We start from the raw sequence: 25,300 nt of genomic DNA on the forward strand, positions 1-25,300 counted from the left end.
CTCCTGACCCCATCGGCGAGTTCGGCGCGGCACCTTCGGGTGCCGCGCCGTTGTCGTGGGGGCGGTCAGGACGACGTCGTCTCGCGCAGCCAGTCCGGGGTGAAGGCGGGCCGGCGGGGGTGGCGGCGCAGCTCCTCGATGATGTCGGCGCGGGTGTGGGGCGGGGTCAGGTGCGGTTGACGGTCGTAGTCGAAGTCGGTGATGAGCTCGCCCTGTCTGGTGCTCATGGACAGGTAGGCGACGGTCCAGGCGCCCCGTGAGGGGGTGGCCATGACGTCGCGCAGTGCGAGCGCCTCGGCGATGAGTCGGGCGCTGACGCCGTCCTCGACCCAGGTGAGTCGACGTCGCAGGCCGGTTCTGCGCAGTGCTCGGCTGGCGGTGGTGTGGCGGGCCCCGAGGGCGTCGATCTCGATGACGAGCTCATCATCACCTGTGGTGCGGAGCCACTGCGCGCAGTGCTGGGAGAAGGCGTCGAGGGCGGCGCAGGCCTCGACGCTCTGCTCGTGGCAGCTCTGCTCGCTGGTCATCATGGTTGCCGTCCTTTCCGTGGGGGCGGGTGAGGGCATGGGCAGATCGGGCGCCTCCGCTAGGGAGCGGAGCATCATCGCTCACGTTACCGGACTGTTACGTGGAGCGCGATGCCGTCTCATCGCCGCCCATGGGATGCCGGCGGTGGCGCAGGGCGGCGTCCGGCAGTCTCTTCTCGGAGAGGCTGCGCCGATGGCGGGGAGTTCTCCCCTGGGGAGAGTCCCTGGAGGTGACGTTGGGGCGGTCTCTGCGGGCTGCGCCTCAGCGCTGCCCACCGGCCGCGGCGACATCTTGGCCGCTGAGGCGCAGGTAGAGGTAGGCGTTCATGAGCACGCCCATAGGGGCCAGAATGATCCATCCGACGGCGGTGAGGAGACCTGCGTAAACCATGGCGATGAAGGTCAGGAAGAAGACAATGTTATTGCCTCCCTTGGCCATAAGCGAGCACGATCGTTTGATGGCCGCGAAGGCGTGGCATTGCTGGTCGACGGCGATGAGACCGGTGAGGAGGAAGAAGTACTGAGCGATAAGCCCGAAGATGAGGAAGACGGAGCCGACGTAGGTGATGACTCCGGTCACGACCATGGCGATCATGCCGTGCAGAGCATTGGGGGCGACGAAGAGATCCCTGAGGCGAGCATCCTGGCCCCTGGCGATTTTAAGGAAGAAGTGAAAGGCCCCTAGAAGCAGGTAGAAAAAGCATAGAATGCCGCAGATCGCCATGGCGACATGCGGCCACACAACATCCTGGCTGGGGCTGTTCATCGAGTAGAGGATGGAGTCGAGTGTTGCGGAGGGGATCGCGAAGACGAGCACAGGGAGGAAAGCAATGAAGGGGAACGCCGCGAGCATGAGAGGACGCGCCTTGACATGCGCCCAGGACCACTTCCAGGCATCTCCAACGCGGGGCTGGTTGAGGGCCTGCGGGTGGTAGCCGCCGTAGGCGGGAGGGTAGGCCGGGGCGGCGCCCGGCGCAGGGGGCATGGCGCCGTAGGGCGAGCCGTAGTAGGGCGAGTAGGGCGTGGTTCCGATGCTCTCTGAGGTGGTGTGCTGCGCAGAGAGGGCATCTCCACTGGGAGTACCTTCAATGGGGGCGTTGGACTCGGGCTGCATGCCGTACTGGCCGGGGGTGTGCTGGGTCATGTGATCCGTCGTTCCTAAGGGCGCGTGATTGGCGTGCTGTGCGCTGCGCGCACCAGAGCGACCCCCGGCTCCAGCCGGTGGCGTGAGGCGGGGGGTTGCGCAGGGTCAGCGGGCGGTCATCCAGTCGGGTGTGGCGCGGGGGTCTCGGGGGAAGAGGCTCAGCTCGTCGGCGCAGTCCTGCGGGCCCACGGGCGGGTCGAGGTTGGGCTGGCGGTCGTAGTCGAAGTCGGTGATGAGCCGGTAGTCCTCGCTGCTCATTGTCAGGGAGGCGTAGGTCCAGGTGCCGCCGCCGGGCCGAGCCATGGGCGCGCGCAGGCGCACGGAGTCCTGGATGAGGTCCCCGGGAACGGTGTTGAGCTCCCAGTCCTGGCCGGGTCGCTTGGCCTGGGTGCGCGCGGCGGCGCGCTTGCCGACGCTTTCGACCTCGATGATGACCTGTGCAAGGCTCGCGGTGCGCATGAACTCGGCGAGGCGGGTCTGGAGGTTGTCCACCGCCATCATCTGCGCCTCGAATGACCAGTCACTCATGCTTGATCCTCTCCTCTCAAGCCTGTCTATCAAGCCGAATTGATCCTATCGGCCTGCAGGGCAGGGGGCCACGGCGGGAGACGTGACCCTTTTCTCAAGGCCGCATCCCGCGGGATCCGCCACCCACTCTCCGGTTATTCCTCGACGCTGGATCCCGCGGTGTCCGCGTGATCATTCTGCGCCTCGGTCTCCTGAGCCTTCTGCTCCTTGCGCTCACGATACCGCTCGCGCCGACGAGCGTTCCTCGCCTCACGCTTCTCAAAGGCAGCCACCCCTGCCGCCATCCATTCCGGAATGTTTTCCGGATCCCGGGGATAGCGATCCAGTTCTACTGCACAATCCGCGTCGCTGTAGTCAAAAAGCAGGACCGGCTCCCTCATCCAATCATATTCGCCGTGCAGAATTCCCTCATCAGCAGCCATCCACAGATGCGCCCACGTCCACGCACCCCACCCGGGCAACGCCTGAGCACGCCGAAGATGTGCGACCGCGAATCCGGGCTCGCGAGGCAACCGCATGCTACGCGACTCGGAATCGAAGCGGAACCAAGTAGTAACATTCTGAGCCAAACTAAGCCCATAAATGGTGATCTCAAGGCTATCAGCACCCTCGCCCCTCAACCAGTCCGACAAGAGTCGCTCGGCTCTCCCCCAAGCCTCCTCGGCAGATAAATTTCGTGGACTCACGGCGCATCGGTCTTTCAGTTCAGAAGTCGGTGAATGGTGCATCTCTGAGCACGCCATCCGAGTCAATCCAAGAAGCCTTAAAACTCATAGGAACGCGGTCGGAATTTAATGTCACGCCATCCGGCGACTTCAACCCACTCAAAGACGTCCCACCAGGCACCCCTGTCGGACAAGGGCTGCCGGGGCTCCGGCCTTGGGCTGGGATGCCCCCGGCGCGTCGCCCAGGGACGGGAGGCGGAGACGAGGGTTCGCGTCGACGACGAGGGTTCGCGTCATCCCACTGAGCTCCGCACAGGGGCGATTGACGCAAAGTCACGTCGTCAACGCGAAGTCACGTCCGCAATGGTACTAGGCGCTGGGCTCCAGCTCGACGCCCCGGCCGAGAGGACTGCGAGACAGCGAGACCTGCCCCGGGGGCCCACGGCCGCGCCGACACGGCCAGGGCGGTTCTGGGGACTGCACCACCGCGTGCGTGCGAGCCGGATGCCCGGACTCGCCCTAAGATGGTCGAGTGATCTTCAAGGCAGTGCGCGAGACGGCTCCGTACCCGGAGCATGGGGTGACCACTCAGCGCGAGTGGGCGGTGATCGCGCCCCGCCAGGTCCGCCTGGCCGACCTGACCACCACCCGCGCCACCCTCGACCTGCGCAGCCTGCTCGACGACGACTCCACCTTCTACGGCGATCTGTTCGCGCATGTGGTGTCCTACCGCGGCCAGCTCTACCTGGAGACCGGCCTGCACCGAGCCCTTCGCGCCGCCCTCCAGGGCCGTACCGCCATCCACGCCCGCATCCTGGAGATCAACGACGACGGCGTGCCCCACCTCGCCCCGGCTCCTCCCCTGCCCGAGTCCTGACCCATGCGTGGACCGGGCCACAGCGCTCGCCTGGTCATCCGGGGAGGAACCCGCCTGACGGCGTCGTCCACTAGTCTGGGTGTGTGAGCACGCCTGCAGATCCACGCACTGAGTACCGGCGCCGCGCCCTGCGCCGTCAGACCACTGTCATCGGCTCGATCGCCGCGATCATGGTCGGACTGGTGACCCTCAGCATGCTGGTGTGGACAGGCGTGATTCCGATCAAGGGGCCGGGCTTCTCCAGCTCGGAGGTCACTCAGGCCTACACCCCGCCGCCCTGCCCCCCGGAGGGCGCCACCACGGTGGCTCTGACGGACCTGACCATCAATGTCTACAACGGCTCGGAGACCGTGGGCCTGGCGGGCACCGTCGAGGAGGCCCTGACTGACGCCGGCCTGAGCGTCGCCAATGCCGCGGACTGGCCGCAGGGCACCTATGAGGGCGGCGTACAGATCATGTCCTCGCCCGCTGGGCTGACCAACGCCTACTCCCTGGCCCAGGTCTTCAAAGACGCCGTCGTGCAGCTCGACCCCACCCTGGATGCTGAGGACACCAGCGTCTCGGTGGTCCTGGGCAACAAGTACGGCCACACGGTGCTGTCCGCCGAGGAGATCGAGCCCATCACCGGCGGCGGCCAGGCCATCTCCGCCCCGGCGAACTGCGTGGTCCCCTCCCCAGCCGCCACGAAGAAGAGCTGATCTCGTCTTCCCTGCACCCCTGCGCGCGCTCCCCACGCCCCTGCGCGCGCCGAGGTAGACATTTTCCGCCGAGATAGACGCATTCGTCGTCTATCTCGGCGGAAAATGTCTACCTCGCGGCAAGGAACGACGGCCGGGGGCGGCGGCAAGAGACGACGGCGGCGGGGCCACCGGCACCAGCCACCGGCCTCAGTGCTGCGCCGCGCGCGAGGAGTAGGCGGGGCCCTCCAGCTCCGTGCCGGCCGGAGCCGAGGCCGGCGAGGCCTGCTCCAGGTTGGTGCCGCGCACCCGCGAGATCCAGCGCATGAGGTGGTAGATGGCGATCGCCGCCACCGACCCCAGGGCGATCCCCTCGAAGGTCACCGAGCCGGCCACCAGCGTGTAGTTGGCGATGGCCACCACCATGGACACGGCCGCCGTGTTGAGGTTGACCGGGTCGGAGAAGTCCACGCGGTTCTGCACCCAGATGCGAACGCCCAGCATGCCGATCATCCCGTAGAGCACCGTGGCCGCCCCGCCGAGCACCCCGGGCGGGATGGTGGCGATGACCTCGCCGAACTTCGGCAGCAGTGACAGGCCCAGAGCGGTGAGGGCCGCCACCACGTAGGCGGCCGTGGAGTAGACGCGCGTGGCCGCCATGACCCCGATGTTCTCCGCGTAGGTGGTGGTTCCCGAGCCTCCCCCGGCTCCCGCCAGGGCCGTGGACAGGCCGTCGGCCACCAGAGCGCGGCCAGTCACCCCATCGAGGTTCTCCCCGGTCATGGCCGCCACCGACTTCACGTGCCCGATGTTCTCGGCCACCAGCACCAGCACCACCGGGACGAACAGCCCCAGCAGGGAGACGTCGAAGGACGGTGCGCGGAACTCCGGAGCCCCCAGCCACGGGGCCGAGGAGATCGCCGAGAAGTCCACCTCCCCGCGCACCACCGCCGTGGCGTAGCCGATGAGCACGCCGATGAGAATGGCCAGGCGGCCGATGATCCCCTTGAACAGCACGGTGATGACCACGATCGAGGCGATCGTCACCACCGCCGTCACCGGCGCCTGCTTGACGTTGTTCCAGGCCGAGGGCGCCAGGTTGAAGCCGATGAGGGAGACGATCGCCCCGGTGACGATGGGCGGCATGAGCCGGTCGATCCAGGCCGCCCCCGCCACGTGCACGATCGCGCCGACCAGCACCAGCGCCAGGCCGGCGGAGACCACCCCGCCCTGAGCCAGGGAGGCCTTGGCCGGGTCGAGGGGCCCTCCGCCGTCGGCCACATAGCCGGTCACGGCCCCGATGGGGGCGATCAGGGCGAAGGAGGAGCCCAGGTAGCTGGGCAGGCGACCGCTGGTGATCCCCAGGAACAGGAGCGTGCCCACTCCGGTGAAGAAGAGCGTGGTGGCGGGATCGAATCCGGTGAGCAGGGGCACCAGGAAGGTCGCGCCGAACATGGCGACGACGTGCTGGACGCCGATGCCCACGGTGCGCGGCCATGTCAGGCGCTCCGAGGGGCCGACGACCTCCCCGGGGGCGATGGATCGGCCATCCCCGTGAAGACTCCAGCCAAGGCGAGACGATGAGGACGATGGGGACACGGCGGTCTCTTTTCGTGTCGAGCAGCTGGTGCTCGACGTCGGACCACCTGGGCCGTGGGGCCGCGGACTCGACGCGCGAGCACGGCAGGATCCGGCAGGACCTGCCGGGACTTCAGCATAGTGGCCCACCAGCCACCGAGCATCCCGCCCCGGGACGGGTCGCGTGACCACGGCCCACCGGTGACCCTGGAAAGCAGACGACGACGGCGCGCAACCGGCATCATGACCCCATGAGCACAGTGCCTCCCGGACCGTACGCGCCCGGCGCTCAGGCTGCCCGCGCCCAGTACCCTTCCGCGCCGGCCGCCCCGGCTCAGCCAGTCGCTCCCGTCCCGCCCGCCCTCGGGGGCGCCACCGCGGGCCTTCCCGAGGGCTTCGTCTTCCCCGGCACGGACCAGGTCAATCCCGTCGAGGTCTTCGCCACTCCTGGCTACCAGTCACCACAGCCGCGGACCGACCCCGTGGCCTTCGCGGCCCTGGTCTTCGCCCTGCTCAGCTTCCTCCCCGGGATAGGACTGGTCGCCGCCGGCTTTGGCGCGTGGGCGCTGCATCGTCTGCGGCGCTCCCGGGCCTCCGGCGAGGCAATGGCCTGGCTGGCGGTGGTGGTGGGAACAGCCACCTCCGTGGCATTCCTGTGGTTCTTGGGCATCCTCGCCCTGGTGTCCTAAGGACCGCTGGATCGCCTCTGGCAGTGCTCGGCCCCCCGTGCGGCGGCGGGCTGCCCGGGATCGGCCCCATGGGCCCCGCCAGTGCCCGTAGAGTTGGCCCTGTGAAGCCCTTCATCATGGTATCCACGCGCCCCGAGCTGGAGGCGGCGCAGGACGAGTACGAGTCCTTCCTCACGCAGAGCGGCCTGAGCCCCTCGACGCTGAAGCACCTGCAGCTCGAGGAGATCGACGTTCTCAACGCCTTCACCGCCAGCGATGTCTCCGGCATCTTCATCGGCGGGAGCCCCTTCAACACCACCACTCCGGATGCGGCCAAGACCCGCAGCCAGGTGCGCGTGGAGGAGCAGGTCAGCGACCTGCTCGCCGTGGTCCTCAAGGAGGGGGTGCCCTTGCTGGCCACGGGATTCGGGCTGCAGGTGCTCGCCGGCTACCTGGGAACGCCCGCCAGCGCGGAGTTCGGCGAGGAGCTCGGCTCAGCGGATATCTTCCTGACCGCCGATGGCCGGCAGGATCCGCTGCTCCAGGGCCTGGCGCAGGCCTTCACGGTGTTCGTCGGCCATGACGAGGGTGTGGGCGAGGTCCCTGCGCACGCCACCCTGCTGGCCTCCTCGCCCGACTGCCCGGTGCAGATGCTGCGCGTGGGCACCAAGGTCTACGGCACCCAGTTCAATCCGGAGCTGGATGCTGAGCGCTTCGCCCAGCGCGTGGGCATCTATGACGAGGCCGGCTACGGGGACCCGGATATGAACGAGGACATCCTGTCCAAGGCACGGTCCGAGGAGCCTCACGCCGCGGGGCAGATCATTCGCAATTTCGTGTCGCACTTCGCCCGCGACTGAGGCAGGGCGCGGGCCGGGCGCACCGCCGTCGACTCCCGTTATGCCGGAATCATTCGGGGCGGTGGGAGAGGATGGGAGCCATGACGACGACGCCGGGTTACCACGGCCCCCAGGAGTCGGGTCGCCCCGGCTATCGGCGGGGGGCCTACGGTTTGGTGCCGGTCAGCGGTCAGGCCGACGCCGAATCCGCTGATCTTCCCGCTGGCCCGCCGGAGCCGGGCATCCCGACCATGCAGGCTCCGGTGGGGGTACCGCCCTGGGGCCCTGCAACGCCGACCGCCGCTCGCACGACCAGCGCCTACGCCGTCGACGGGCCCTATGCAGCCTTCTCCGCGGCGCATCCCCCACCCTCCCCCTACAGCGCCCACCTGGCCCACTCAGCCGCTCCGCCGACCAGGCTCATTCCCGTCTCGGCGCCCCACCAGGCAGGCCCCATGGCGCCACCCGGGGAGACCTCTGCCGCTCTTGCTCCTCCCGTTGCTGGACAACTCGCCACCCGAGCCCTCCAGCGCCGACCGTGGAGCCGCTGGGACCTTGCCGCCCTGGCTGCCTCGGCATTCGCCCTGCTCATCTGGATCATCAAGATCACCGTCAACCTTCGATACGACGGCCTGCTTGACGACCTGAACTGGACGAGCCTCGTGTTCATCCCAATGTTCCTGATCAGTAGTACGCTCGTCCTCCTGCTGCTCGGCCTTGCCCAGACTCTGCGGCGCCGCGTCACAGGAGCGTATGTGGCGGTACTGCACCTGACAGTCACGGGAATCTTCATAGATCCAGTTTTCGACCAGATAGTCGACGATCCCGTACCTCCAATTCTCGAAATCATCCTCACATGTGTCTTCATATCCATTTGTGCTATCGCGGCGATCATCTCTCTGCGCACCAACGCCCGACATCCTGAACACTGTCCATGGAGCATCACGGTGGCGATCAGCGCGGTCCTGTTCCACCTATCCCTGTTCATGAGCTTTGTGCCCATGGAAACCTTTCTCGCCGTCCTAGAGGCAGCGAGCGGAAGTGAAAAACATCGCACCTTTCTCTGGGTCTGGAATGTCCCATTCCTCGATTTCGAAGGCTTGCCGGTGTACGTCGGCGTACTGGAGTTCCTGGTCGCCACCGCTCTGGGGTGCACCGCGATCTATCTGCTGCGCACCCGGCGCGCCAGGCGAACGGCGGTCACCCTCACCGTCCTGCTGTGCATGATCCCGCTGGGGCACAACCTGCTCCTGCTGACCGTGGGCCTCAGTCCCCATGTGCAGGTCTCCGACCTGCGATTGGCCTGGGTATCTGCCCTGCTGGGCTCCGGCCTGGCCCTGGCGGGCGCCCTGGCTCCTCTGCATCGCTCGGCACAGGACTGGTTCAACCCGGCGCTTCCCATCCCACCGGCAGGATGGCAGCGGGTGGTTTAGGCCGCCTCAGCGGGCCGGGACTCGGCCCGGGCACCTGCGCGCAGCGTGAGGAGGGTGCCCGCCTCCGAGCCCAGGGCAATAGCGCCCACCCACCACCAGGACAGGCGGGCCGTCAGGAGCCAGACCAGGGCCGCCCCCAGCGCCAGCACCACCACCCATGGCACGGTGCGCTCCCAGGCGCCGAGACCTGCGCGCCGGGAGGAGCCGCTGGGGCCCACCAGGCGGGCGAGTAGACCCGCCGTCCCCACGGCTGAGGCGATCACCGTGCAGGTCGCAGCGTGGAGGAGGGGCCGCTGCCCGCCACCGAGGTGCAGGCCGGCCAGGAGGCCCAGCCCCCAGGGCGTGACAACCATGTCCAGGACCAGCAGGACAATGCCGCTCCACGCACCCGCGCGCAGGTCTGCGCCCTGAGGGGCCCGCGCATTCCTCATCCCGATCAGGCCGGCGGCGAGCGCCATGCCCCCTGCCGCCCAGGGCAGCGCGGGAAGACCGGCCCACCCCGCGACCACCAGCACCAGGCAGCCGCCGATGATCGGCGCCACCTGGCGACGCAGGATGGCCCGGGCGTGCTCGGCCAGGACGACGACCTCCGCCAACCAGGCCGGCAGCTCCTCAAGGTCCGGGCGCTGCGTATCACCGGCATCGCCGGTATCGCTGCCGCCGCTCACGGCGTCTCCGGCCCATCCGTGGTGGGCACCGGATAGCCGCTGCGACCGCTGTGGCCGCTGCGACCGCGCCGATTGCCCCGACAGCACTGGCAGCACTGGCAGCCCTGACCGCCACGGCCACTCAGGCCCAGCCCGGTCATCCGCTGCCGGTGCTGCGGACCGACGCCGCTGGTGCGTCCGCGCCACTGTGAGCTCGTCATGGCGCGAGCCTAGAGGATCATGCCCGCGGGGCGGGCCTGCCCCGGCGCCCGCGGCCCCGATCCGCCAGATCCGATCCGCCCCTCGATGGGGAGCTCGCCACACGCCCCGATCACCCCGTCCAGGACCCTGGCCACGCGGTACCGGCGATGCTCTCAATCCCAGTTCTCACCAGGCATCCACGCGCCGTGGACACGGGCGAGCAGTGAGGCGATCCACGGCAGCTGCGGGCAATCCTGCCCATCGGCGGCGCACCGCGGCCCGGCGCCCTGTGTCAGACTCATTGCGCCCCGCATCCGCGGGGCTTCCCCCACAGGAACCTTGCCGACCAAGGACGATCCGATGCCAACCGCTTCCCGCCGACTCCCCGCTCTTCTCGCCGTCATATGCGCAGTGACCCTGACCGCGGCCCTGGGCGCCTGCTCCTCAGGAGGCTCATCCGCGCAGGACTCGACGCCGACCCCTACCGCCACAGTCACCACCCCCGCCTCGGACCGATTCGTCATCACCTGGGCCAAGGACTCCGAGGCCGCCAAACTCGTCTCCTCGGTGGAGAACTACGGCGTGGATATCATCAGCTCCCTGCCCCAGGAGGATCAGGACGCCATCAAGACCGCGGCCGAGCAGGCCTCGGTGTCGGTCAAGGCGGCCACCGCCCATGCGGGGGGCCTGACCGCCGTCAGGCTCAGTGAGGTGCTTCCCTCGGAGAAGGCCCAGGCCTTCATCCAGGCCCTGCTGTCCTATGACTCGATCGAGGCCGCCGAGCCCGAGGTGACGATGACGGCGCTGAGCACCAGCGCCAGCCCGCCCAATGACGAGTACTTCGACAAGCAGTGGGCCCTGACCTCCGACCAGCGGGGCCTCAATGTGGTGGAGGCCTGGGGCAAGTCCACCGGCAAGGATGTCACTGTCGCCGTGATCGACTCGGGGATCCTGCCCGACCACCCCGATATCAGCAGCCAGCTCCTGCCCGGCTATGACTTCCTGTCCGACCCCTGGGCCGGCGGGGACAACGACGGCCGGGATGCCGACCCCACCGATATGGGCGACGCCGTCCAGGCCGGAGAGTGCGGCAATGACAATGAGGCGACGGATTCCAGCTGGCACGGCTCGCATGTGGCCGGGATCATCGCGGCCTCGACGAACAATGGCACCGGCATGGCCGGAGTGGCCCCCGATGCCAAGATCGTCCCGGTCAGGGCACTGGGCCGTTGCGGTGGCGGGGCGGACATCATCGACGCCATCACTTGGGCCTCGGGCGGCAGCGTCAACGGCGTCCCCGACAACGAGAACCCCGCCCAAGTCATCAACCTGAGCCTGGGCGGCCCCAATATCTGCCCCGTCTACTTCCAGCGCACGATCGATGAGGCCGTGGCCCGCGGATCGATCATCGTGGCCGCCGCCGGCAATGAGGACCAGGATGCCGGCTTCGTGAGCCCCGCCGGCTGCGAGAACGTCATCACCGTGGGGGCCTCCAATGCCTCGGGCGACCGTGCCGTCTACTCCAACTACGGCAGCACCGTTGACGTCACCGCCCCCGGGGGTGATCTCACCACCGACGACGGCGTCCTGTCCCTGTTCCGGCACCCCTCCTCCGGCGAGCCCGCCTATACGTTCATGCAGGGCACCAGCCAGGCCTCCCCGCATGTGGCGGGCGTGGTCGCCCTCATGCTGAGCATCAAGCCCGATCTCACCGTCGAGCAGATCACCGAGACCCTGACCTCCACCTCCCAGACGATGCACTCCTGCGACCGGGACGCCTGCGGCGCCGGCATCATCAACGCCAAGGCCGCGGTGGAGCAGGTCGCCTCGGATCAGGTCCCCGCCCCCGGTGACGGCCAGGCCACCGAGGAGCCCAGTGACGACGCCAGCAAGCCGGGACTGCGCGAGACCATCAAGGACCTGTGGAACCGCATCACCACCGACGAGGAGTGAGCCCCGCTGAGGCCCACCGTGAGGCGGCTGCCGGAGCCGGCCCAGCAGGGCCGCCCGGCGGCCGCCGCTCGTCGTCGCCCGGCGCGCCAGGGCCCGAGCACCTGACACAATGGGGCCATGGTCGATCTCGCCACCGTGACTCCCCACATCGCCCTGAGCCCGCTGGATGGCCGCTACCGCGCCGTCGCCGCCCCGCTGGTCAACCATCTCTCGGAGGCCGCCCTCAACCGGGCGCGCCTGCGGGTGGAGGTCGAGTGGCTCATCCACCTGAGCGAGGCCGGCGCCCTGCCCGGGGCTCCGGTGCTCAGCGAGTCTGAGAGGGCCTACCTGCGCGGCGTCGTCGAGGGCTTCGACGCCCAGGACATCGCCGAGCTGGCCGCGATCGAGGCCGAGACCCGCCACGACGTCAAGGCGGTGGAGTACCTGCTCAAGCGCCGTCTGGCCGCCGCCGCGCAGGCTCCGGGCGTGACCGGGGCCGACGGCGGGGCCAGCGTCCTGCCGGAGGTGGGGGAGATCGTCCACATCTTCTGCACCTCCGAGGACATCAACAACCTCGCCTACGGGCTGACGATCCGCTCGGCGATCGAGCAGGTGTGGCTGCCGGCGGCCCGGGGCCTGGTGGCCGACCTGTCGGCCATGGCCCGCGAGCACGCCGAGGCCCCCATGCTGGCGCGCACTCACGGCCAGGCGGCCACGCCCACCACGCTGGGCAAGGAGCTCGCGGTGCTCGCGCACCGCCTGGGCCGCCAGGTGCGGCGCGTCGAGGCGATCGAGTACCTGGGCAAGATCAATGGGGCCACCGGCACCTACGGGGCTCATGCGGTCTCCGTGCCCGGGACCGACTGGCAGGCGGTGGCCCGCGACTTCGTCGAGGCCCTGGGCCTGACCTGGAATCCGCTGACCACCCAGATCGAGTCCCATGACTGGCAGGCCGAGCTCTACTCGGACATCGCCCGCTTCAACCGGATCGCCCACAATCTGGCCACGGATGTGTGGACCTACATCTCCCTGGGCTACTTCCACCAGCGCCTGAGCGCCCAGGGCTCCACCGGGTCCTCGACCATGCCCCACAAGGTCAACCCGATCCGCTTCGAGAACGGTGAGGCGAATCTGGAGATCTCCTGCGCGCTGCTGGACACGCTGTCGGCCACGCTGGTCACCTCCCGCCTGCAGCGGGATCTGACGGATTCGACGACGCAGCGCAATGTCGGCACGGCACTGGGGCACTCACTGCTGGCCATTGACAACATCCGCCGGGGCCTGGCGGGCCTGGACGTGGACCGCACCCGCCTGGAGGAGGATCTGGAGGCCACCTGGGAGGTGCTGGGCGAGGCGGTCCAGCAGGCCATGCGAGCCGCGGCCGTGGCCGGGGCCACCGGCATGGCCGACCCCTACGAGCGCCTCAAGGAGCTGACCCGCGGCAAGCGGGTGACGGCTGAGGGGATGCGGGAGTTCATCGCGGGCCTGGGCATGCCCGAGGAAGTCGAGGCCCGCCTGCTCGCCCTGACCCCCGCCACCTACACGGGCCTGGCGGCCCGCCTCGTCGATCACCTGGAGGACTGAGCGACGGCGCGCCCTCGCGCCCCAGGCGCCGTCATGCACACTCATCGACACCGTCATAGACAACTGTGTCGATGACAGTGTGCATGACGGACGGGCAGCGCCGCCTCCGTCTCCCTCCAGGGCCGGCGCGAGGTGACCGTTTTGGAGGACATTGGCCTGACCGCCTTCTTAGTATGAAGAAGTAACCACGCCTTGAACTGCGCGTCTGGCTGAGGAGTGCTCCGTGCCCACGCGCAATCCCCTCCAAAGCAGTCGCCGAGGACCCAGGCGCACCGTCATACACACCCTGCGGCGTCATATACACTCATCGACACCGTCATAGACAACTGTGTCCATGATTGTGTCGATGACGGGGGATTACCTCGCCGTCGAGGCCAAGACCTCAAGACCTTCAGCTTCGCCAACCCTACCGGCGGTGGAGCGACCCTCACATGCATCCACGACGAGCCCCGTCGCTGCCCGGGGTGCCTCATGTCAAGGTGCCCGCGAAATCTTCTCCGTGCCTCATGTAGGAATGCCCGCAAAACGGGTGGGGTGTCGGGAGGCTTTCTTGACGCGGATGCTGTGGTGGACGTCGGGCAGGGCGCTGGGGATCTGGGCGGCGTAGAGCTCGTCGGTCTTGGTCTTGGCCTGCATGATCAGGGAGGCCTGAAGGTCGTGGATGCGCCTGGCGATCTTGGCGGGGTTGAGGCTGTCGCGGTAGGCGATCAGCTCATCCTTGTGCTGGCCGGTCAGGGCATCAGTGGACAGGAGCCGCTCCAGCGGGGTGGCGGGGGCGTCGTAGAGGCGCTTGCGCCGCCCGGCCTTGTCGGTGCCCCACCCGACGGGCTTGCGGGTGGGTGTCAGGAAGTTGAGGCGGTCGTCGACCAGGGACCACAGGCGGTTCAGGGTGGCGCGCTCGGTGTCGGTGTCGTACCGGTAGTAGAAGCCGTAGCGGCGCACGAGATGGTTGTTCTTGGACTCGATGGTCGCCTGGTCGTTCTTGCGGTAGGGCCGGGCCCTGGTGAAGTAGATGCCCAGGTTGCCGGCCCATGCCACGACCCCGTGGTTGATGAACTCGCTGCCGTTGTCGAAGTCCATGCCCAGCAGCGGGAACGGGACGGCGTCGATGGCTGCGTCCAGGGCGGCAATGATGTGCTTCTCCGCGTTGTTGCGCATCGTGCGGGTGAACACCCACCCGGTGAGCACGTCGGTCATGTTCAGGGTCCGGGCGAACTCGCCCTTGAGGACCGGGCCGCAGTGGGCGACGGTGTCGACCTCGAAGAACCCCGGGGCGGCCTCGATCTCGTCACCGGCCTTGCGGATGGTGATCGAGTTGCGCAGCAGCGGCCCGGCCTTGGTGGTGCTGATCCCCCGGACGGGGTCCTTGGCGCGTACTGGGGCCAGGTACCGGTCGATGGTCGCCGCACTCATGGCCTCCAGCTCTGCCCGCACCTGGGGCGTGTATCGGGGCTCGTCATCCAGCTCCCCGTGGGACTGGAGCAGGTCGAGCAGCAGCGGCATGGACGCCGCCAGGTACTTGCCGCACTGCCCGCCACTGGCCGCCCACACCTTTTGCAGGACCTTCAGGGCGTCATAGGAGTACTTGCGGCCCCTGGGCCTGGGCGCCTCCTTCTTGGCCCCGCCAGGGCGCTTGGCGGCCTGGGTCAGGCGCCTGCGCGCGTTGTCCCGGCTCCAGCCAGTCACCGCGCACACCTCGTCGAGCATCCGCCCCTTATCGCCCTTGGACGCCCTGGCATACGCCGTGGCGTACTTCCTGGTGATCTCAGCCCTAGCCCCCATCGACAACTCGCTTCCCATGCCCACCACGGTCCGCGGATTTCGCGGGCACTTCCACATGAGGCACGGGACCTCCTTCGCGGGCATCCACGATGAGTCTCGTCGCTGCCTTGCCCTCCCTTCAGGCTTGACGTACACTCGGGCACGCGAGGCCCTATGCGACCACCAGGGTCACCCACGGGGTCTCGCCCCTCGCAGACCCCCGGCTCCGTCCGGGGGTCTTTGCGTTTTCTACTCCAACCAGATGATGCCGTTCTCTGAATTCGGAACCCAATGGGAGCACGTCTTCATATAGGCCCGAATCGCCCCAGGAACCGGCCTAATTCCCACCCACACCCCTGGATAATCTTGGGCATGCTTATGGAATGCCCCGTAGGCAATAAGATCTGCCGCCTGGATCAACTGGCTGTACCTACTGTCCTGCATGAGGACATCCTCTACGATACGGCGAGTTGAAATCTCAAGACCACGATGAGCATCCCGAAACGGAGTTGCCTCTCGCAAAGCTGTCTCCCACTCATGCGCATTCTCCGCCGATTCCCCTCCTCTTAGTTCAGGCGAGTAGCCCTGATGACCATCGTAGAACACCATGGCCGTCTCATCCTCCTGTTTTGCCCAATCATCGAGCCACCTCAGGAACTTCCTGTAGGCATCGGGCTTAGGGTGTTATTCATGGGGGTTTGTTCGTGTCGTTAGTTGGTGCATCGGCCGTCTCGGGAGAGAATTGGGTTACCACACTCGATTCTCTTGGGGAGGCGGCCGATGCATTACGAGTCTACCACGGGGCTGTGCGATGAGGATATCGATGAGCTTGTCGGGCGCATCGAAGAGGTGCTCGAATCTCGGGGCCAGAGTCTATTGGGCTACCGCCTGGGGCTCAGGCAGCAGGTGGAGTTGACCTTGATTCTGGCGCGCCATAACATCTCCCAGGCCCTGGCCGCCGACATGTGCGGCGTCTCCCAGCCCACCGTCTCCAGGATCTGGAGGCGCATGGTCCCCTTGCTGACCCATGTGCTGGCCATGAGTGGGATCTCTCTGTCCCAGGCAGTGGCTCAGGGCAGCCTGCTGCTCGTTGATGGCACGCCGATCCCCACTGGTAACAGGCCCGCAGCCGGCAGGCAGGTCGAGAAGGCCAACTACTCGGGCAAGCACCATGCCCAGTGCCTGAATGTCCAGGTCGCCGCCACCACCGACGCCACCCTGGTGGCGGTCTCGGACCCGGTGCCCGGCTCACGTCACGACAGCGCCGCCTTGAGCCTGTGCGGCTGGGACACGATCCTCACCGGCGCCGATTGGATCGCCGATACCGCATACACCGCTCATGGCGCACTGACCCCCATCAAGAAGACGCCGGGAAGAGATCGTCTGGAATGGGAGAAAGACTTCAACAGAGCCGTGTCATCCACGCGCGCCGCCATCGAGCACACCATCGCGACGCTGAAGAAATGGAAGATCCTATCCACCGGCTACCGCCACCGCCTGGCAGAGCTCCCCAGCATCATCACCCTGATCACCAAACTCGAACTCTACAGAACAGGCTGGTAACCCCCACATGAATAACACCCTTAGAGCACCCGGAGGTCACTAGGGTCACCACATGGAAACCTGCAGCCCTCGACAACTGAGAGAGCATAATACGACCCGTCGCCTCTCGCTGCTCCATAGTGAGGATTCTGCCCGAATCCCGATCCACGAGGCGCCCACGACCTTTGTACAGATCAACCGCATGCAGTTCCTTGGATTTGAGCACGCCAAACTCCCTACTAATCTCTCGACGACCCTCCAGCCACGCACCAAGGACCTCAGTCCATGCGCGATCCTTGACAAGAAGAGCAGACAAGGTCACCCCGTGCTTGGAATCTCCGGAATCATCCACGTAACACAAATACATGAGCGTATTCTGCCACGCCTGTTCTCAGGAGTGCGGCGAGACTCTCTTACCAGGGGTGGGCGCTGAAGATGTTGGAGAAGGTGCGCCTCAGCAATGCCTGCCCGCAGGCACGGCGCTGATGCTCTGCCCACAGCCGGCGCCTCAGCCAGGGGGTGACGGCGCCTGACCTGCCAGCAGGTGGCGGGCGGCCACGCCCGCCACGGCCTCCTCGGCGGGGTTGAGGCCGAGGCGGTTGATGTCGATGTGGATGAGGTCCAGAGCCCGCCGGCCCGCAGGCCCGGCTCCCATGCGACTGATGGCCGCCACCGCATCGGCGGCCAGGTCCTCCAGCCCATCCCTCGGCTCCTGCGCGGCCCCCTGCCCGACGACCTCCAGGACCTGTCCCACCAGCGCCTTGAGGCTCTCAGCCCCGCGCAACTCAGCGGGAAGGCGCGGCCCCCACAGGCGCAACTGCTCACCCAGCAGCCAGCCGGCTGCACTGCCGTCACTATCGCCGCTGCCGTCGCCGCCGCCAGCACCGTCAGTGCCGTCGCTGCCATCACCGCCCAGTCCGGCCGCCACCAGGGCCATGTACCTGGCGGCCAGGGCCACTCGGGGAAGCGGTCGCCCCACCCGCCAGATCCGCTGCTCCAGGCACCATGCGGTGGAGGCCGCGAAATGATCCTCCGCGGCCTCGACTCCCGCCTCTCCCCCGTACTTGTCGTACTCGGGGCCGTAGACGGCCAGGCTGAGCCCGGCACGCCCGGGGCCCGCAGCGGTCAGGGGATCGACCACGAGGCGCTCGACCTGCCCCACCGGAGCGCGGCGCGCCGCCTCATCAAGCACGCCGAGACTGGCATAGGCCTCATCGAGGACCTCCGGCGCGGCCTGGATGCGCAGTCGCAGGTGATGCCCGCGCAGGTCGACGAAGCGCAGGAAATGGGCCGAGTGGATCGGCCGCCTCCGCATCCCCTCCAGCCAGCGCCCCACAGCCGGCAGCAGGGCGTCGGTGTCATCGCCCCCCGCGCAGTAGAGGCGCGCATAGAGCCAGTCCAGCTCTCCCTCGGCTCCGGATCCCATCACTGCCCTCCCTCACCGCTCTTGGGCCACTGCACGCTGACCAGGTACTCCAGCGCCGTGGCCCGCCCCGAGCCGGTGGTGCCGGCCACCTGCTCGCGCCCCGGCAGGGCCTCGATCAGGCTGAGGTGCTCAGCGCTGGCATCGATCCACCCGCGCAGCGCCAGAAGCGAGGCCGGGCAGGTCAGGTCGACGTAGAAGGGCTTGTGCTCATCGAAGGTCGCCCCCCTGGGGGGCAGGTGCTGATGGGCATAGACCTGTGCGGGCAGCCCCCACCGCTCGCGCAGGCCCGCCACCCCCAGCAGGCTGTCCGTCAGATCCGCCCCCAGCAGGCCGGTGAGCTCACCGGCCGGGAAGGTCCAGGACTCCCGTCGGGTGACCAGGCGTCCATCAGTGATGCGCGGGCTGTGGACGAGGCGATCGGGGCGCGGCCCGGTCCTGTCGCGCTCACGGCTGGTCCAGTGATCGGCCATGGGGGGCAGGCGCGCCCAGGGCTCGGCGATGAGCACCAGCCAGGCCAGGTACCCGCCCAGGAGGTGCTGGGCGGTCAGGCCCAGGTAGGCCAGGCCCACCGGCCCCTGGGAGTCGGCCAGGAACAGGGTGCTGGTGGCCGGGTCGTGGACCAGTCTCAGAGTGGACAGCCCGACGGCGTCGGGCGCCCCGGGCTCACCGGGCAGCCCCAGCGGGGGCAGCAGACCGCCGGCGATGGCCTGGCCGGTGTTGCAGTCGGTGGAGACCTGCAGCTCCAGGACCCGGTCAAGCCCCCAGGCCTGACGGATGCCGCTGGCCAGGCGCTGACCGTAGTCCTGCCCCAGGAGTCGGTGGAAGCGGGCCTGCGCGGAGCCATTGCCGTTGGTGAAGCCTCCCACCACGATAAGACCCGCGTCCTGGCCGGGCCCGGCCACCGGCTGAAGATAGGCGCCCATATGCCGTGGGGCCCCCGACAGGCCCCCGGGCATGGCGGCCCGCTCGGGACTGGGCCCGCCCGCGAGGTCGCGCATGGCCGCCTGCATCATCTCGACATCCCCGTCGGGGGCGTGGGCCAGGGTCATGACGAAGGCCAGGGGGTCCTCGCAGATGCCCCCGCGCCCGTAGCGGGCGATGAACCGCTCGACGAGCAGGTCGTAGAGATGGGACCGGGTCACCCAGGGGTCAGCCATGTCGGCGAGCGCCTCGACATCCTGGCGGAAGGGCCCCTGGCTGAGGGGATCAGCCCACTCCACCTGGGACTCGCAGTCCTCGTAGAGCAGGCCGCCGGGCCTGGTGCCCAGCTCACCGTCCGGGAAGATGCGGCCGGCGATCTCCTTGCCGCGGGTCAGCAGCTCGGCCCGAGCCGGCCCATCAGCGACCTCGACAATGGGGGCCAGCGCCCCCAGGCGCTCCAGGTCCTGGCGCCAGACCTCGCGCTGGCGCTGCGAGAGGGCCTGCCCCAGCGCGGGGAACGGGTCCTGCCCCCTGATCCAGGGGGGCCGGACATGCAGCGCCCCGGCCGCCAGAAGGCGCTCAAGACGACGGCGCGGCTGAGGACCGCCCAGGCGCCGGCCGGCCTCCTCCAGGCTCACGGCGGGCGGCTCCACCGGCGAGCGGGGCGCCGCCTCCCGGTGGGGGCGGGCCCCCGATCCAAGCCGATCCTCGCTCCCATCCTGGTCCGCGGACAGGGCCCGGTGGGCCGCCAGCAGCCACCGGGCGGGCTGGACGCGCTCCTGGCGGAAGGGCAGCCCGTCGGCATAGCTGTGCTCCCCGACGATGGCCAGCGGCCCGACCCATGCGGCCTGCCCGGAGGCCTCATCGGGCTCAGCGAGCACGGGCACGGCCTGACGCACGGGGAGCGCCTCGATGGCCAGGGAGCCGGATGTATCGACCTCGCCGGCCGCCCGCATCAACAGCCCGTGAGCCAGGTGGACGGCCACCGTGCACAGCCGCCGCCCCTTCCCGGCCCTGCCCGCCTCGGCCACCGTGGTCATCCCGGAGAAGGGGCTGGTCTTCAGGCCCGCCCGAGTGGCCAGCGCGTAGAGGCTGCGCACCTGGCGCGGATCCTCCAGTCTCGGGCCCCTCCTGACGATCTCTGCCACAAGCCCCGGGGCGGCGATCGCCAGGGAGCGCAGGTATCCGGGCTCGTCCAGGCCGGCGGCCAGCACCTGGCGGCTGCGCTCCATATCCGCCGCCACGGCGGTCTCCAGGCGCTCGCGGGCCTGGGCGATCCTGCTCATCAGCGCGTCCCAGCGGGTCAGCATGGTGCCGGCGGGCTCAGGCAGCGCCTCTGCCTCGTCCTGGGGGATGCCGGTGGCCCGGCCCTGGAAGATCCGCCGCTTGGCGCGCAGGACCGCGCGCCGCTGCTGGCGCTCCAGGCCGGGGACGATCTCGTAGAGCGGGTCGAGCATGTCCTGGCCGGCCCGCCGGGCGCTCTCCTCCAGGCGGCGCAGGTCCTCCAGGGCGTCGAGCAGCTCGGGACCGGGCGCGGGCACGGCGCTGGCGGGGAGCCCTCCCACGCGCACCAGGGTGGGAAGGGACAGGTTCGGGGAGGTCATGCCAGGAGGCCTTTCACGAGGTAGGTCGCCAGGAAGCCCATCCAGACAACACTGACCACCATGGTCGCCGCCCCCAGCAGGGTGCAGGCCAGCCCATAGGCGAAGTACCCCCAGCGCACGGCGGGCCGCAGGGAGGCCAGGCCGGCGGGCAGGGGCTCACGCCGCAGCACGCTTCCCAGGATGAGCATGGAGCGCCCGCGCAGGTTGACGGTTCCGGTCAGGGCCTCGGCGGCGGCCACGCCGTCGGACTGGGTGAGGGGGCTGAGGTTGGTGATGAGCATGGTCAGCTGGAAGGCGCACAGGGTGAGGGCCACATGCCGCACGGTCCCGGTGGAGGAGGCGGCCACCGCGGCCTCGATGCCGCAGATGACGCCGTCGGAGCAGATGCCGGCCAGGGCGAGCATGGCCCTGCCCAGCCGCGAGCGCACCCGGTAGGAGTCGGTGCGGTCCACATAGGCGATGGGCAGGACCCAGAACATGAAGGCCACCCCGAGCCCTCGCACGGGGGTGCCCAGCCAGGCGGCGACAATGGCGTGCCAGGACTCGTGCGCCACGATGCTCACCAGTTGGATGGCCACGGCGATGACGAACACGTGCATGCCCGGCGGGGGCCCTCCGGCCAGGTTGATCAGGGCGACCGCCCCGGCGACGAATCCGGCCACGGAGGCGGCCAGGAAGACCCAGCTCAGCGCCCGGGCGGGCAGGCGGTGAAGCAGGGCGGCAAGCGGGGCGACCACCCGGTTGAAGCTGCGCATGACCATGAGGCGCGGCAGCATCCATCCTCCGCTCCAGCGCGGGGAGGAGACCTGCAGGTGACGCCCCATCCGGGGGTAGGCGACGTGTCGGCCCCGCACGCGGCGGGCGCGCCGCACCTTGGCGGGGCTGGGGGGCGGGCCGACGGCGCGCTCGGGCCCGGGTCCCACCAGGAGGCGCTTGGAGCGCAGCGCCTCGACCATGCCGGTGATGCGCTGGACGCCGGCGTCATCGATGTCCTGGGGGAGCTGGTCGATGATGGTGGACAGGCTGCGCAGGCCGTCGAACTGGTTGACGATGAAGGCCGCGGCCGCGCCCAGGCGGTGGTAGCTGCCGGAGGCGCTGTCGAAGAGCATGGCCTGGTTGTCCATGCCCACGATCAGCGTCACTCCGGGGCGCAAGCGCGGGATATCACTGGTGGTGCTCATCGTTAGCCCTCTCGATCCTGGTTCGTGGCGCCGATGGCGGGCGGGGGATGATCTCCCCCGCCCGCCTGTGGTGACGGTGTCAACATGGCGTCAGCAGACGGTCGACGAGCTGGCCGCGCAGGACGGGCAGGACGACGAGGCCGCGCAGGACGGGCAGGACGACGAGGCCGCGCAGGACGGGCACGAGGCCGAGGCCGCGCAGAAGGCGCAACCCAGGGCGTTGCCCTCGGGGAGCTCCTCGACACCGAAGTCGCCGTCGGCGAGTGTCAGATCAATCGTGGTCATATGCTGTTCACCTCCTTCACTGGCATGTCTCGCTGGGTTGGAGCGGGTCCCATGGGACCCGTGGAGGGGTCCGGCCTGTGGGGGCCGGGCCCCTTCGCCCCGTGATCGGGGCAGTCATGGGGCCGACGGCGCGCCTGGCGCCGGCTCGGCTCAGGGTGGATCGTCCGTGGAGGGGGCCGCCCCGCTCGGCTCTGCGGGCCCTGCCGGCTCTGCCTGTTCTGCCGGCTCAGCCGACTGGGGGGCGGCCACGGTGACGGCGAACATCTGGTGCCGGCTCACGCCGTCGGAGTCCAGGAGGTGGCGCACCATGGAGGTGGAGAATCCGGCGAAGACCGTCCCGGCCAGGCTGTGGGCGGTGGCCCGCAGGTGCACCGAGTAGATGAGGGAGGCGCTGCGCATCATGGCGAATCGGTACCCGTGGGCACCGGCCCAGGAGTCGGCCCCGTCCAGGTCGGCGGCCACCGAGACGATGGCCCCGGCGCGGGCGAACTCCTTCTGGACGGCCATGCCCTCGATCTGCTCGTAGGTGGGCAGGGGGCGCAGGAGCTCGGCGCCGTCGCGGCCCACCCGGTAGATGCCCGGCTCGGCGCCTCGGGGGCGCAGCAGCAGGACGAAGGGCTCCAGGGCCACGAGGTCGGCCTGCCGCCCCCACGTGGTCTGGTCCTCGATGAGGGCCTGGCGCACCATGCCCAGCAGCGGGGCGGCGTCCAGGGGCTCGGGCCCGTAGGAGGTGGTCGAGGAGCGCTGCACCAGGGTCTGGCGCAGGTCACGGGGATGGGGGCCGGGCTCGGGGAGGCTGAGGCCCTGGCCCTCCAGGGCTCGGGCGCGGCGCTGGCCCGCCAGGCCGTCGGCGCTGGAGGGCTGGTCGGGGTCGGCGAATCCGGAGAGGATCTCCCGCAGGGTCTGGTAGTCAGAGCGCATGGCGTCCTTTCAGGTCGACGACGGCGCACACCGGCTCGCGCCGCGGGTCGGTGCCCAACTGGGCTGCCAGCTCCTGCTCGTCCCACAGGGCCCAGGCCCGCATGGGCAGTCCCAGGGCCTGGGCGACCAGGCGGATGACGGCGAAGGAGCAGCCGCAGTCCTGAATGGCCAGGCGCAGGCCGAAGGCGAAGTACTTGCGGGCCAGCTTGTCCACGTTGCCGGTCAGCACCAGGCGCAGGCCGCTGCGGGGCGCCAGGGGCGGTGGGCCCACGAGGGCCAGGGCGTGGTCGCGCTCGATGTAGGTGTAGGTGCCGGGGGCCAGGTCCGCGGGGGCGTCGGGGGCATCCGGCTCGGGCACCAGGAGGTAGGCGGTCACTGAGCCGACGTTGCCGCCGGCGGCCGTCCAGCGGCGCAGCTTGTTGCGGGGGTCCTCGGGGTCGGCGCCCGGCTCCAGGGGCTCGCGCACGCCGACCGCCAGGGCCAGGACGGTGGCCACCTCGACCAGTGACGGCAGTGCCGGCCCTGGGCCGGCCTCGGTCAGGGGCGGGGCGGGTGTGGGCGGTGTGGGCGGTGTGGGCCAGGGCCGCTCCAGCAGGCCCAGGTCGGCCGGCGGCAGGGGGGTGCGCGGGCAGACCGGCCAGTCGCGGAACTCGTGCTGGAGGCGCAGGTTGGAGGGCTTGTAGTGCTGCTGGTGGCCCTTGGAGTCGACGAAGGCGGCCGGGGGGATGGCCACGGACTGCTCGTAGCGGGCTCCGATGGGGGCGGTGGGGGACACCGGTGCGCCGTCGTCGCCGCTGATGGAGCACACCGGGCAGCCGGGGCGGGTCACGGCCGGCCGGTCGGTGTGGGCCAGGGTCTCCAGGTCGATGCGTCGCGAGTCCCCGGGCAGGTGGATGGTCGTGGCGCGGGCGATGAGCTCGGCCACGGCCCGGGCGGCCAGGCCGACGACGATGTCGCGGCGCGCCGCTGACGGCGCGGGCCCGGCCTCATCCTCTCCGCTGGAGGCGCACTCCAGGCAGGGGGAGAAGGCCGGATCCACGTAGGGCCCGATGGTCACGGCCCCATCCTCGGCGCGCACTCGCAGCAGGGGCAGGCCCGCCTGCCAGCAGCGCTGGGCCATCCCCGCGATCCCGGGGGCCTTGTCCGCGGCGGTCTCGATGAGGACGGCCAGGGTGTCATCGTCCTGCGGGTCTCCGGCGCGCACCGCCAGGGTGGGCTCCAGGGCGGCCACCAGCTCGTCGGCCAGATCGGCTGCCGGCCCAGTGGTGCCCGGACCGGTCAGGACGACGACGCGCGCGGCGCCCAGGCGTCGGGCGGCGTCCTGCCAGGAGTCGTTGACCCCGGTGGAGTCCCCCAGGCGGGAGAGCAGGCAGGCCAGCTCCGGGGCGGGGCCGGGCTCCTGGAGGGGCGGGGTGTCTCCCTCCTCGACGATGCCGCCGGTCCACAGCAGGGAGACCGCCTGGAAGGCGGCCTGGGCCCCGATGCCCGTGTCCTGGCCGATCTGCTCGATGCTGCGGCTGGCGTCGCAGGCCTCCAGCAGGTCTGCCAGGTGCTCGCGCGCGAAGGCCCCGCCCAGGACCTGGGTCTTGCGGGCGCCGTCGATCACCAGGCCCTCATCGCTCAGGCGGGCGTGAAGCCCGAGCCGCATCACGGGGCGGCGGGGGATGCGGAACTGCAGGTCGCTGCGGGCGGCCCGGCCGACGTCGTCGGCGCGCATCACTGACCCGGCCATTCAGCCCACCTCCCTGCGGTGGGGAAGGAGCTCGGCGAAGCCGGCCAGGGAGCCGCGGCGCGCAGCGTAGCGCCCCGAGCAGGTGGGGCAGCGGTCCACGGCCACGGTCCGGGCGCAGGCGGTCGCCCCCGAGACCAGGTCCATGGTCCACACCTGGCCGCCGATCCCCTCATCCTGGGGCCCGTTGTCGAGGGCCTCCAGGGCCAGGCCGATCAGGCCGGCGCCGATGACCACGTGGTGGTGGGCGTAGCCCTGGGGCAGGGGTGCCAGACCCTCGGGGCGGGGGCGGTGGCCGTGCTGGCGGCGCCGGCGGGTCAGGCAGGTGTGGCAGGCGCTGGCCCCGGGGACCACCAGGGGGCCGCAGCGCAGCTCGGTGGGATCCAGCTCCAGGCCCACCGAGGGCAGGCGCCTGGCGAAGGACAGGGCATCCAGGGCCTGGCGCAGCTCGCTCTGCTCGGGGTCGCAGATCATGACCAGGCGCTCGGCGAAGGGGACGGCGGCACTGGCCAGTCCGTCGTCGACCGGCAGGACCGGGTCGTGGGGGCCGGCCAGGCGCCGGGCGACGGCGTGGCCGAATCCCCCCTGGGGCAGGTAGGCCGTGACCGGCCGGGTGGTGCTCATGATTCC

Annotated in this window: 22 protein-coding genes and 1 pseudogene; 8 read left to right on the forward strand and 15 right to left on the reverse strand. The window is 69.6% G+C overall.

Annotated features, from left to right (window positions below):
* Nucleotides 1–65: 65 nt before the first annotated feature.
* The 4 genes from EL266_RS02295 to EL266_RS02310 form a co-directional block, all read right to left on the reverse strand.
* Nucleotides 66–530 (reverse strand): hypothetical protein, encoded by a 465-nt coding sequence (locus tag EL266_RS02295; RefSeq protein ID WP_051281233.1) that lies wholly within the window; start codon nucleotides 528–530, stop codon nucleotides 66–68.
* A gap of 259 nt (nucleotides 531–789) precedes the next feature.
* Nucleotides 790–1,671, reverse strand: coding sequence for a hypothetical protein (locus EL266_RS02300; protein ID WP_026427112.1), 882 nt, complete (start codon nucleotides 1,669–1,671; stop codon nucleotides 790–792).
* Nucleotides 1,672–1,776: 105 nt separating this feature from the next.
* Complete coding sequence (locus EL266_RS02305; RefSeq protein ID WP_034514960.1) at nucleotides 1,777–2,199, reverse strand: hypothetical protein; 423 nt, start codon at nucleotides 2,197–2,199, stop codon at nucleotides 1,777–1,779.
* 134 nt (nucleotides 2,200–2,333) lie between these two features.
* Entirely contained in the window at nucleotides 2,334–2,621 is a 288-nt protein-coding gene (locus EL266_RS02310; RefSeq protein WP_197719261.1) for a hypothetical protein, read from the reverse strand.
* Between the two features lie 775 nt (nucleotides 2,622–3,396).
* Here EL266_RS02310 and EL266_RS02315 point away from each other — a divergent pair.
* Together EL266_RS02315 and EL266_RS02320 are read left to right on the forward strand one after the other, a co-directional pair.
* Nucleotides 3,397–3,741, forward strand: coding sequence for a hypothetical protein (locus EL266_RS02315; protein WP_026427110.1), 345 nt, complete (start codon nucleotides 3,397–3,399; stop codon nucleotides 3,739–3,741).
* A gap of 83 nt (nucleotides 3,742–3,824) precedes the next feature.
* Complete coding sequence (locus tag EL266_RS02320; RefSeq protein ID WP_034514959.1) at nucleotides 3,825–4,439, forward strand: LytR C-terminal domain-containing protein; 615 nt, start codon at nucleotides 3,825–3,827, stop codon at nucleotides 4,437–4,439.
* Between the two features lie 189 nt (nucleotides 4,440–4,628).
* Here EL266_RS02320 and EL266_RS02325 read toward each other — a convergent pair whose 3' ends face one another.
* Nucleotides 4,629–6,017, reverse strand: coding sequence for a uracil-xanthine permease family protein (locus tag EL266_RS02325; RefSeq protein ID WP_026427108.1), 1,389 nt, complete (start codon nucleotides 6,015–6,017; stop codon nucleotides 4,629–4,631).
* A 230-nt stretch (nucleotides 6,018–6,247) separates the two neighbouring features.
* Here EL266_RS02325 and EL266_RS02330 point away from each other — a divergent pair, with 230 nt between their 5' ends.
* The 3 genes from EL266_RS02330 to EL266_RS02340 all read left to right on the forward strand — a co-directional run bounded on the left by EL266_RS02330 (nucleotide 6,248) and on the right by EL266_RS02340 (nucleotide 8,936).
* The gene (locus EL266_RS02330) at nucleotides 6,248–6,685 is read left to right on the forward strand and encodes a DUF4190 domain-containing protein (protein WP_126412094.1); all 438 of its coding nucleotides are present in this window, start codon (nucleotides 6,248–6,250) and stop codon (nucleotides 6,683–6,685) included.
* A gap of 101 nt (nucleotides 6,686–6,786) precedes the next feature.
* Nucleotides 6,787–7,524, forward strand: a complete 738-nt coding sequence (locus EL266_RS02335) for a glutamine amidotransferase-related protein (protein WP_026427107.1) — start codon at nucleotides 6,787–6,789, stop codon at nucleotides 7,522–7,524.
* 80 nt (nucleotides 7,525–7,604) lie between these two features.
* A complete protein-coding gene (locus tag EL266_RS02340; RefSeq protein ID WP_026427106.1) occupies nucleotides 7,605–8,936 on the forward strand; it encodes a hypothetical protein in 1,332 nt (443 codons plus the stop codon).
* On the opposite strand, the gene EL266_RS02345 is transcribed toward EL266_RS02340, so the two are convergent.
* Nucleotides 8,933–9,604, reverse strand: coding sequence for a hypothetical protein (locus tag EL266_RS02345; RefSeq protein ID WP_026427105.1), 672 nt, complete (start codon nucleotides 9,602–9,604; stop codon nucleotides 8,933–8,935). The genes EL266_RS02340 and EL266_RS02345 overlap by 4 nt on opposite strands.
* Before the next feature lie 540 nt (nucleotides 9,605–10,144).
* On the opposite strand from EL266_RS02345, the gene EL266_RS02350 reads away from it, so the two are divergent.
* Together EL266_RS02350 and purB are read left to right on the forward strand one after the other, a co-directional pair.
* The gene (locus EL266_RS02350) at nucleotides 10,145–11,737 is read left to right on the forward strand and encodes a S8 family peptidase (protein WP_026427104.1); all 1,593 of its coding nucleotides are present in this window, start codon (nucleotides 10,145–10,147) and stop codon (nucleotides 11,735–11,737) included.
* Nucleotides 11,738–11,854: 117 nt separating this feature from the next.
* Nucleotides 11,855–13,300, forward strand: a complete 1,446-nt coding sequence (gene purB / locus EL266_RS02355) for an adenylosuccinate lyase (RefSeq protein ID WP_026427103.1) — start codon at nucleotides 11,855–11,857, stop codon at nucleotides 13,298–13,300.
* Nucleotides 13,301–13,804: 504 nt separating this feature from the next.
* Here the strand turns inward: purB and EL266_RS02360 are convergent.
* Both EL266_RS02360 and EL266_RS02370 read right to left on the reverse strand, forming a co-directional pair.
* Nucleotides 13,805–15,100, reverse strand: coding sequence for an integrase catalytic domain-containing protein (locus EL266_RS02360; protein ID WP_232011975.1), 1,296 nt, complete (start codon nucleotides 15,098–15,100; stop codon nucleotides 13,805–13,807).
* 210 nt (nucleotides 15,101–15,310) lie between these two features.
* Nucleotides 15,311–15,715 (reverse strand): DUF3800 domain-containing protein, encoded by a 405-nt coding sequence (locus EL266_RS02370; protein ID WP_170175874.1) that lies wholly within the window; start codon nucleotides 15,713–15,715, stop codon nucleotides 15,311–15,313.
* A 126-nt stretch (nucleotides 15,716–15,841) separates the two neighbouring features.
* On the opposite strand from EL266_RS02370, the gene EL266_RS02375 reads away from it, so the two are divergent.
* Nucleotides 15,842–16,624, forward strand: coding sequence for a transposase family protein (locus EL266_RS02375; protein WP_126412096.1), 783 nt, complete (start codon nucleotides 15,842–15,844; stop codon nucleotides 16,622–16,624).
* 487 nt (nucleotides 16,625–17,111) lie between these two features.
* Here the strand turns inward: EL266_RS02375 and EL266_RS02385 are convergent, their stop codons facing one another.
* The 7 genes and pseudogenes from EL266_RS02385 to EL266_RS02415 all read right to left on the reverse strand — a co-directional run bounded on the left by EL266_RS02385 (nucleotide 17,112) and on the right by EL266_RS02415 (nucleotide 25,294).
* On the reverse strand, nucleotides 17,112–18,029 hold the full coding sequence (locus EL266_RS02385) for a thiopeptide-type bacteriocin biosynthesis protein (protein WP_034514607.1): 918 nt from the start codon (nucleotides 18,027–18,029) through the stop codon (nucleotides 17,112–17,114).
* Nucleotides 18,029–20,554: a lantibiotic dehydratase gene (locus tag EL266_RS02390; protein WP_026426212.1), complete on the reverse strand. Its 2,526-nt coding sequence runs from the start codon at nucleotides 20,552–20,554 to the stop codon at nucleotides 18,029–18,031. The genes EL266_RS02385 and EL266_RS02390 overlap by 1 nt, the downstream gene beginning before the upstream one ends.
* Nucleotides 20,551–21,735, reverse strand: a complete 1,185-nt coding sequence (locus tag EL266_RS02395) for a PqqD family protein (protein ID WP_026426213.1) — start codon at nucleotides 21,733–21,735, stop codon at nucleotides 20,551–20,553. The genes EL266_RS02390 and EL266_RS02395 overlap by 4 nt, the downstream gene beginning before the upstream one ends.
* Nucleotides 21,736–21,927: 192 nt before the next feature.
* Nucleotides 21,928–22,020 (reverse strand): annotated as a pseudogene (locus EL266_RS13610) (thiocillin family RiPP); the annotation flags it as partial.
* A gap of 150 nt (nucleotides 22,021–22,170) precedes the next feature.
* Nucleotides 22,171–22,941 (reverse strand): nitroreductase family protein, encoded by a 771-nt coding sequence (locus tag EL266_RS02405; protein WP_051280928.1) that lies wholly within the window; start codon nucleotides 22,939–22,941, stop codon nucleotides 22,171–22,173.
* Nucleotides 22,931–24,673 carry a TOMM precursor leader peptide-binding protein gene (locus EL266_RS02410; RefSeq protein ID WP_026426214.1) on the reverse strand — a complete coding sequence of 581 codons (1,743 nt, stop codon included), beginning with the start codon at nucleotides 24,671–24,673 and terminating at the stop codon, nucleotides 22,931–22,933. Before EL266_RS02410 ends, EL266_RS02405 begins: the two co-directional genes overlap by 11 nt.
* Nucleotides 24,674–25,294: a TOMM precursor leader peptide-binding protein gene (locus EL266_RS02415; RefSeq protein ID WP_034514608.1), complete on the reverse strand. Its 621-nt coding sequence runs from the start codon at nucleotides 25,292–25,294 to the stop codon at nucleotides 24,674–24,676.
* Between the last annotated feature and the right edge of the window lie 6 nt (nucleotides 25,295–25,300).

This window comes from Actinomyces slackii (assembly GCF_900637295.1).
Taxonomy (GTDB): Bacteria; Actinomycetota; Actinomycetes; order Actinomycetales; family Actinomycetaceae; genus Actinomyces; species Actinomyces slackii.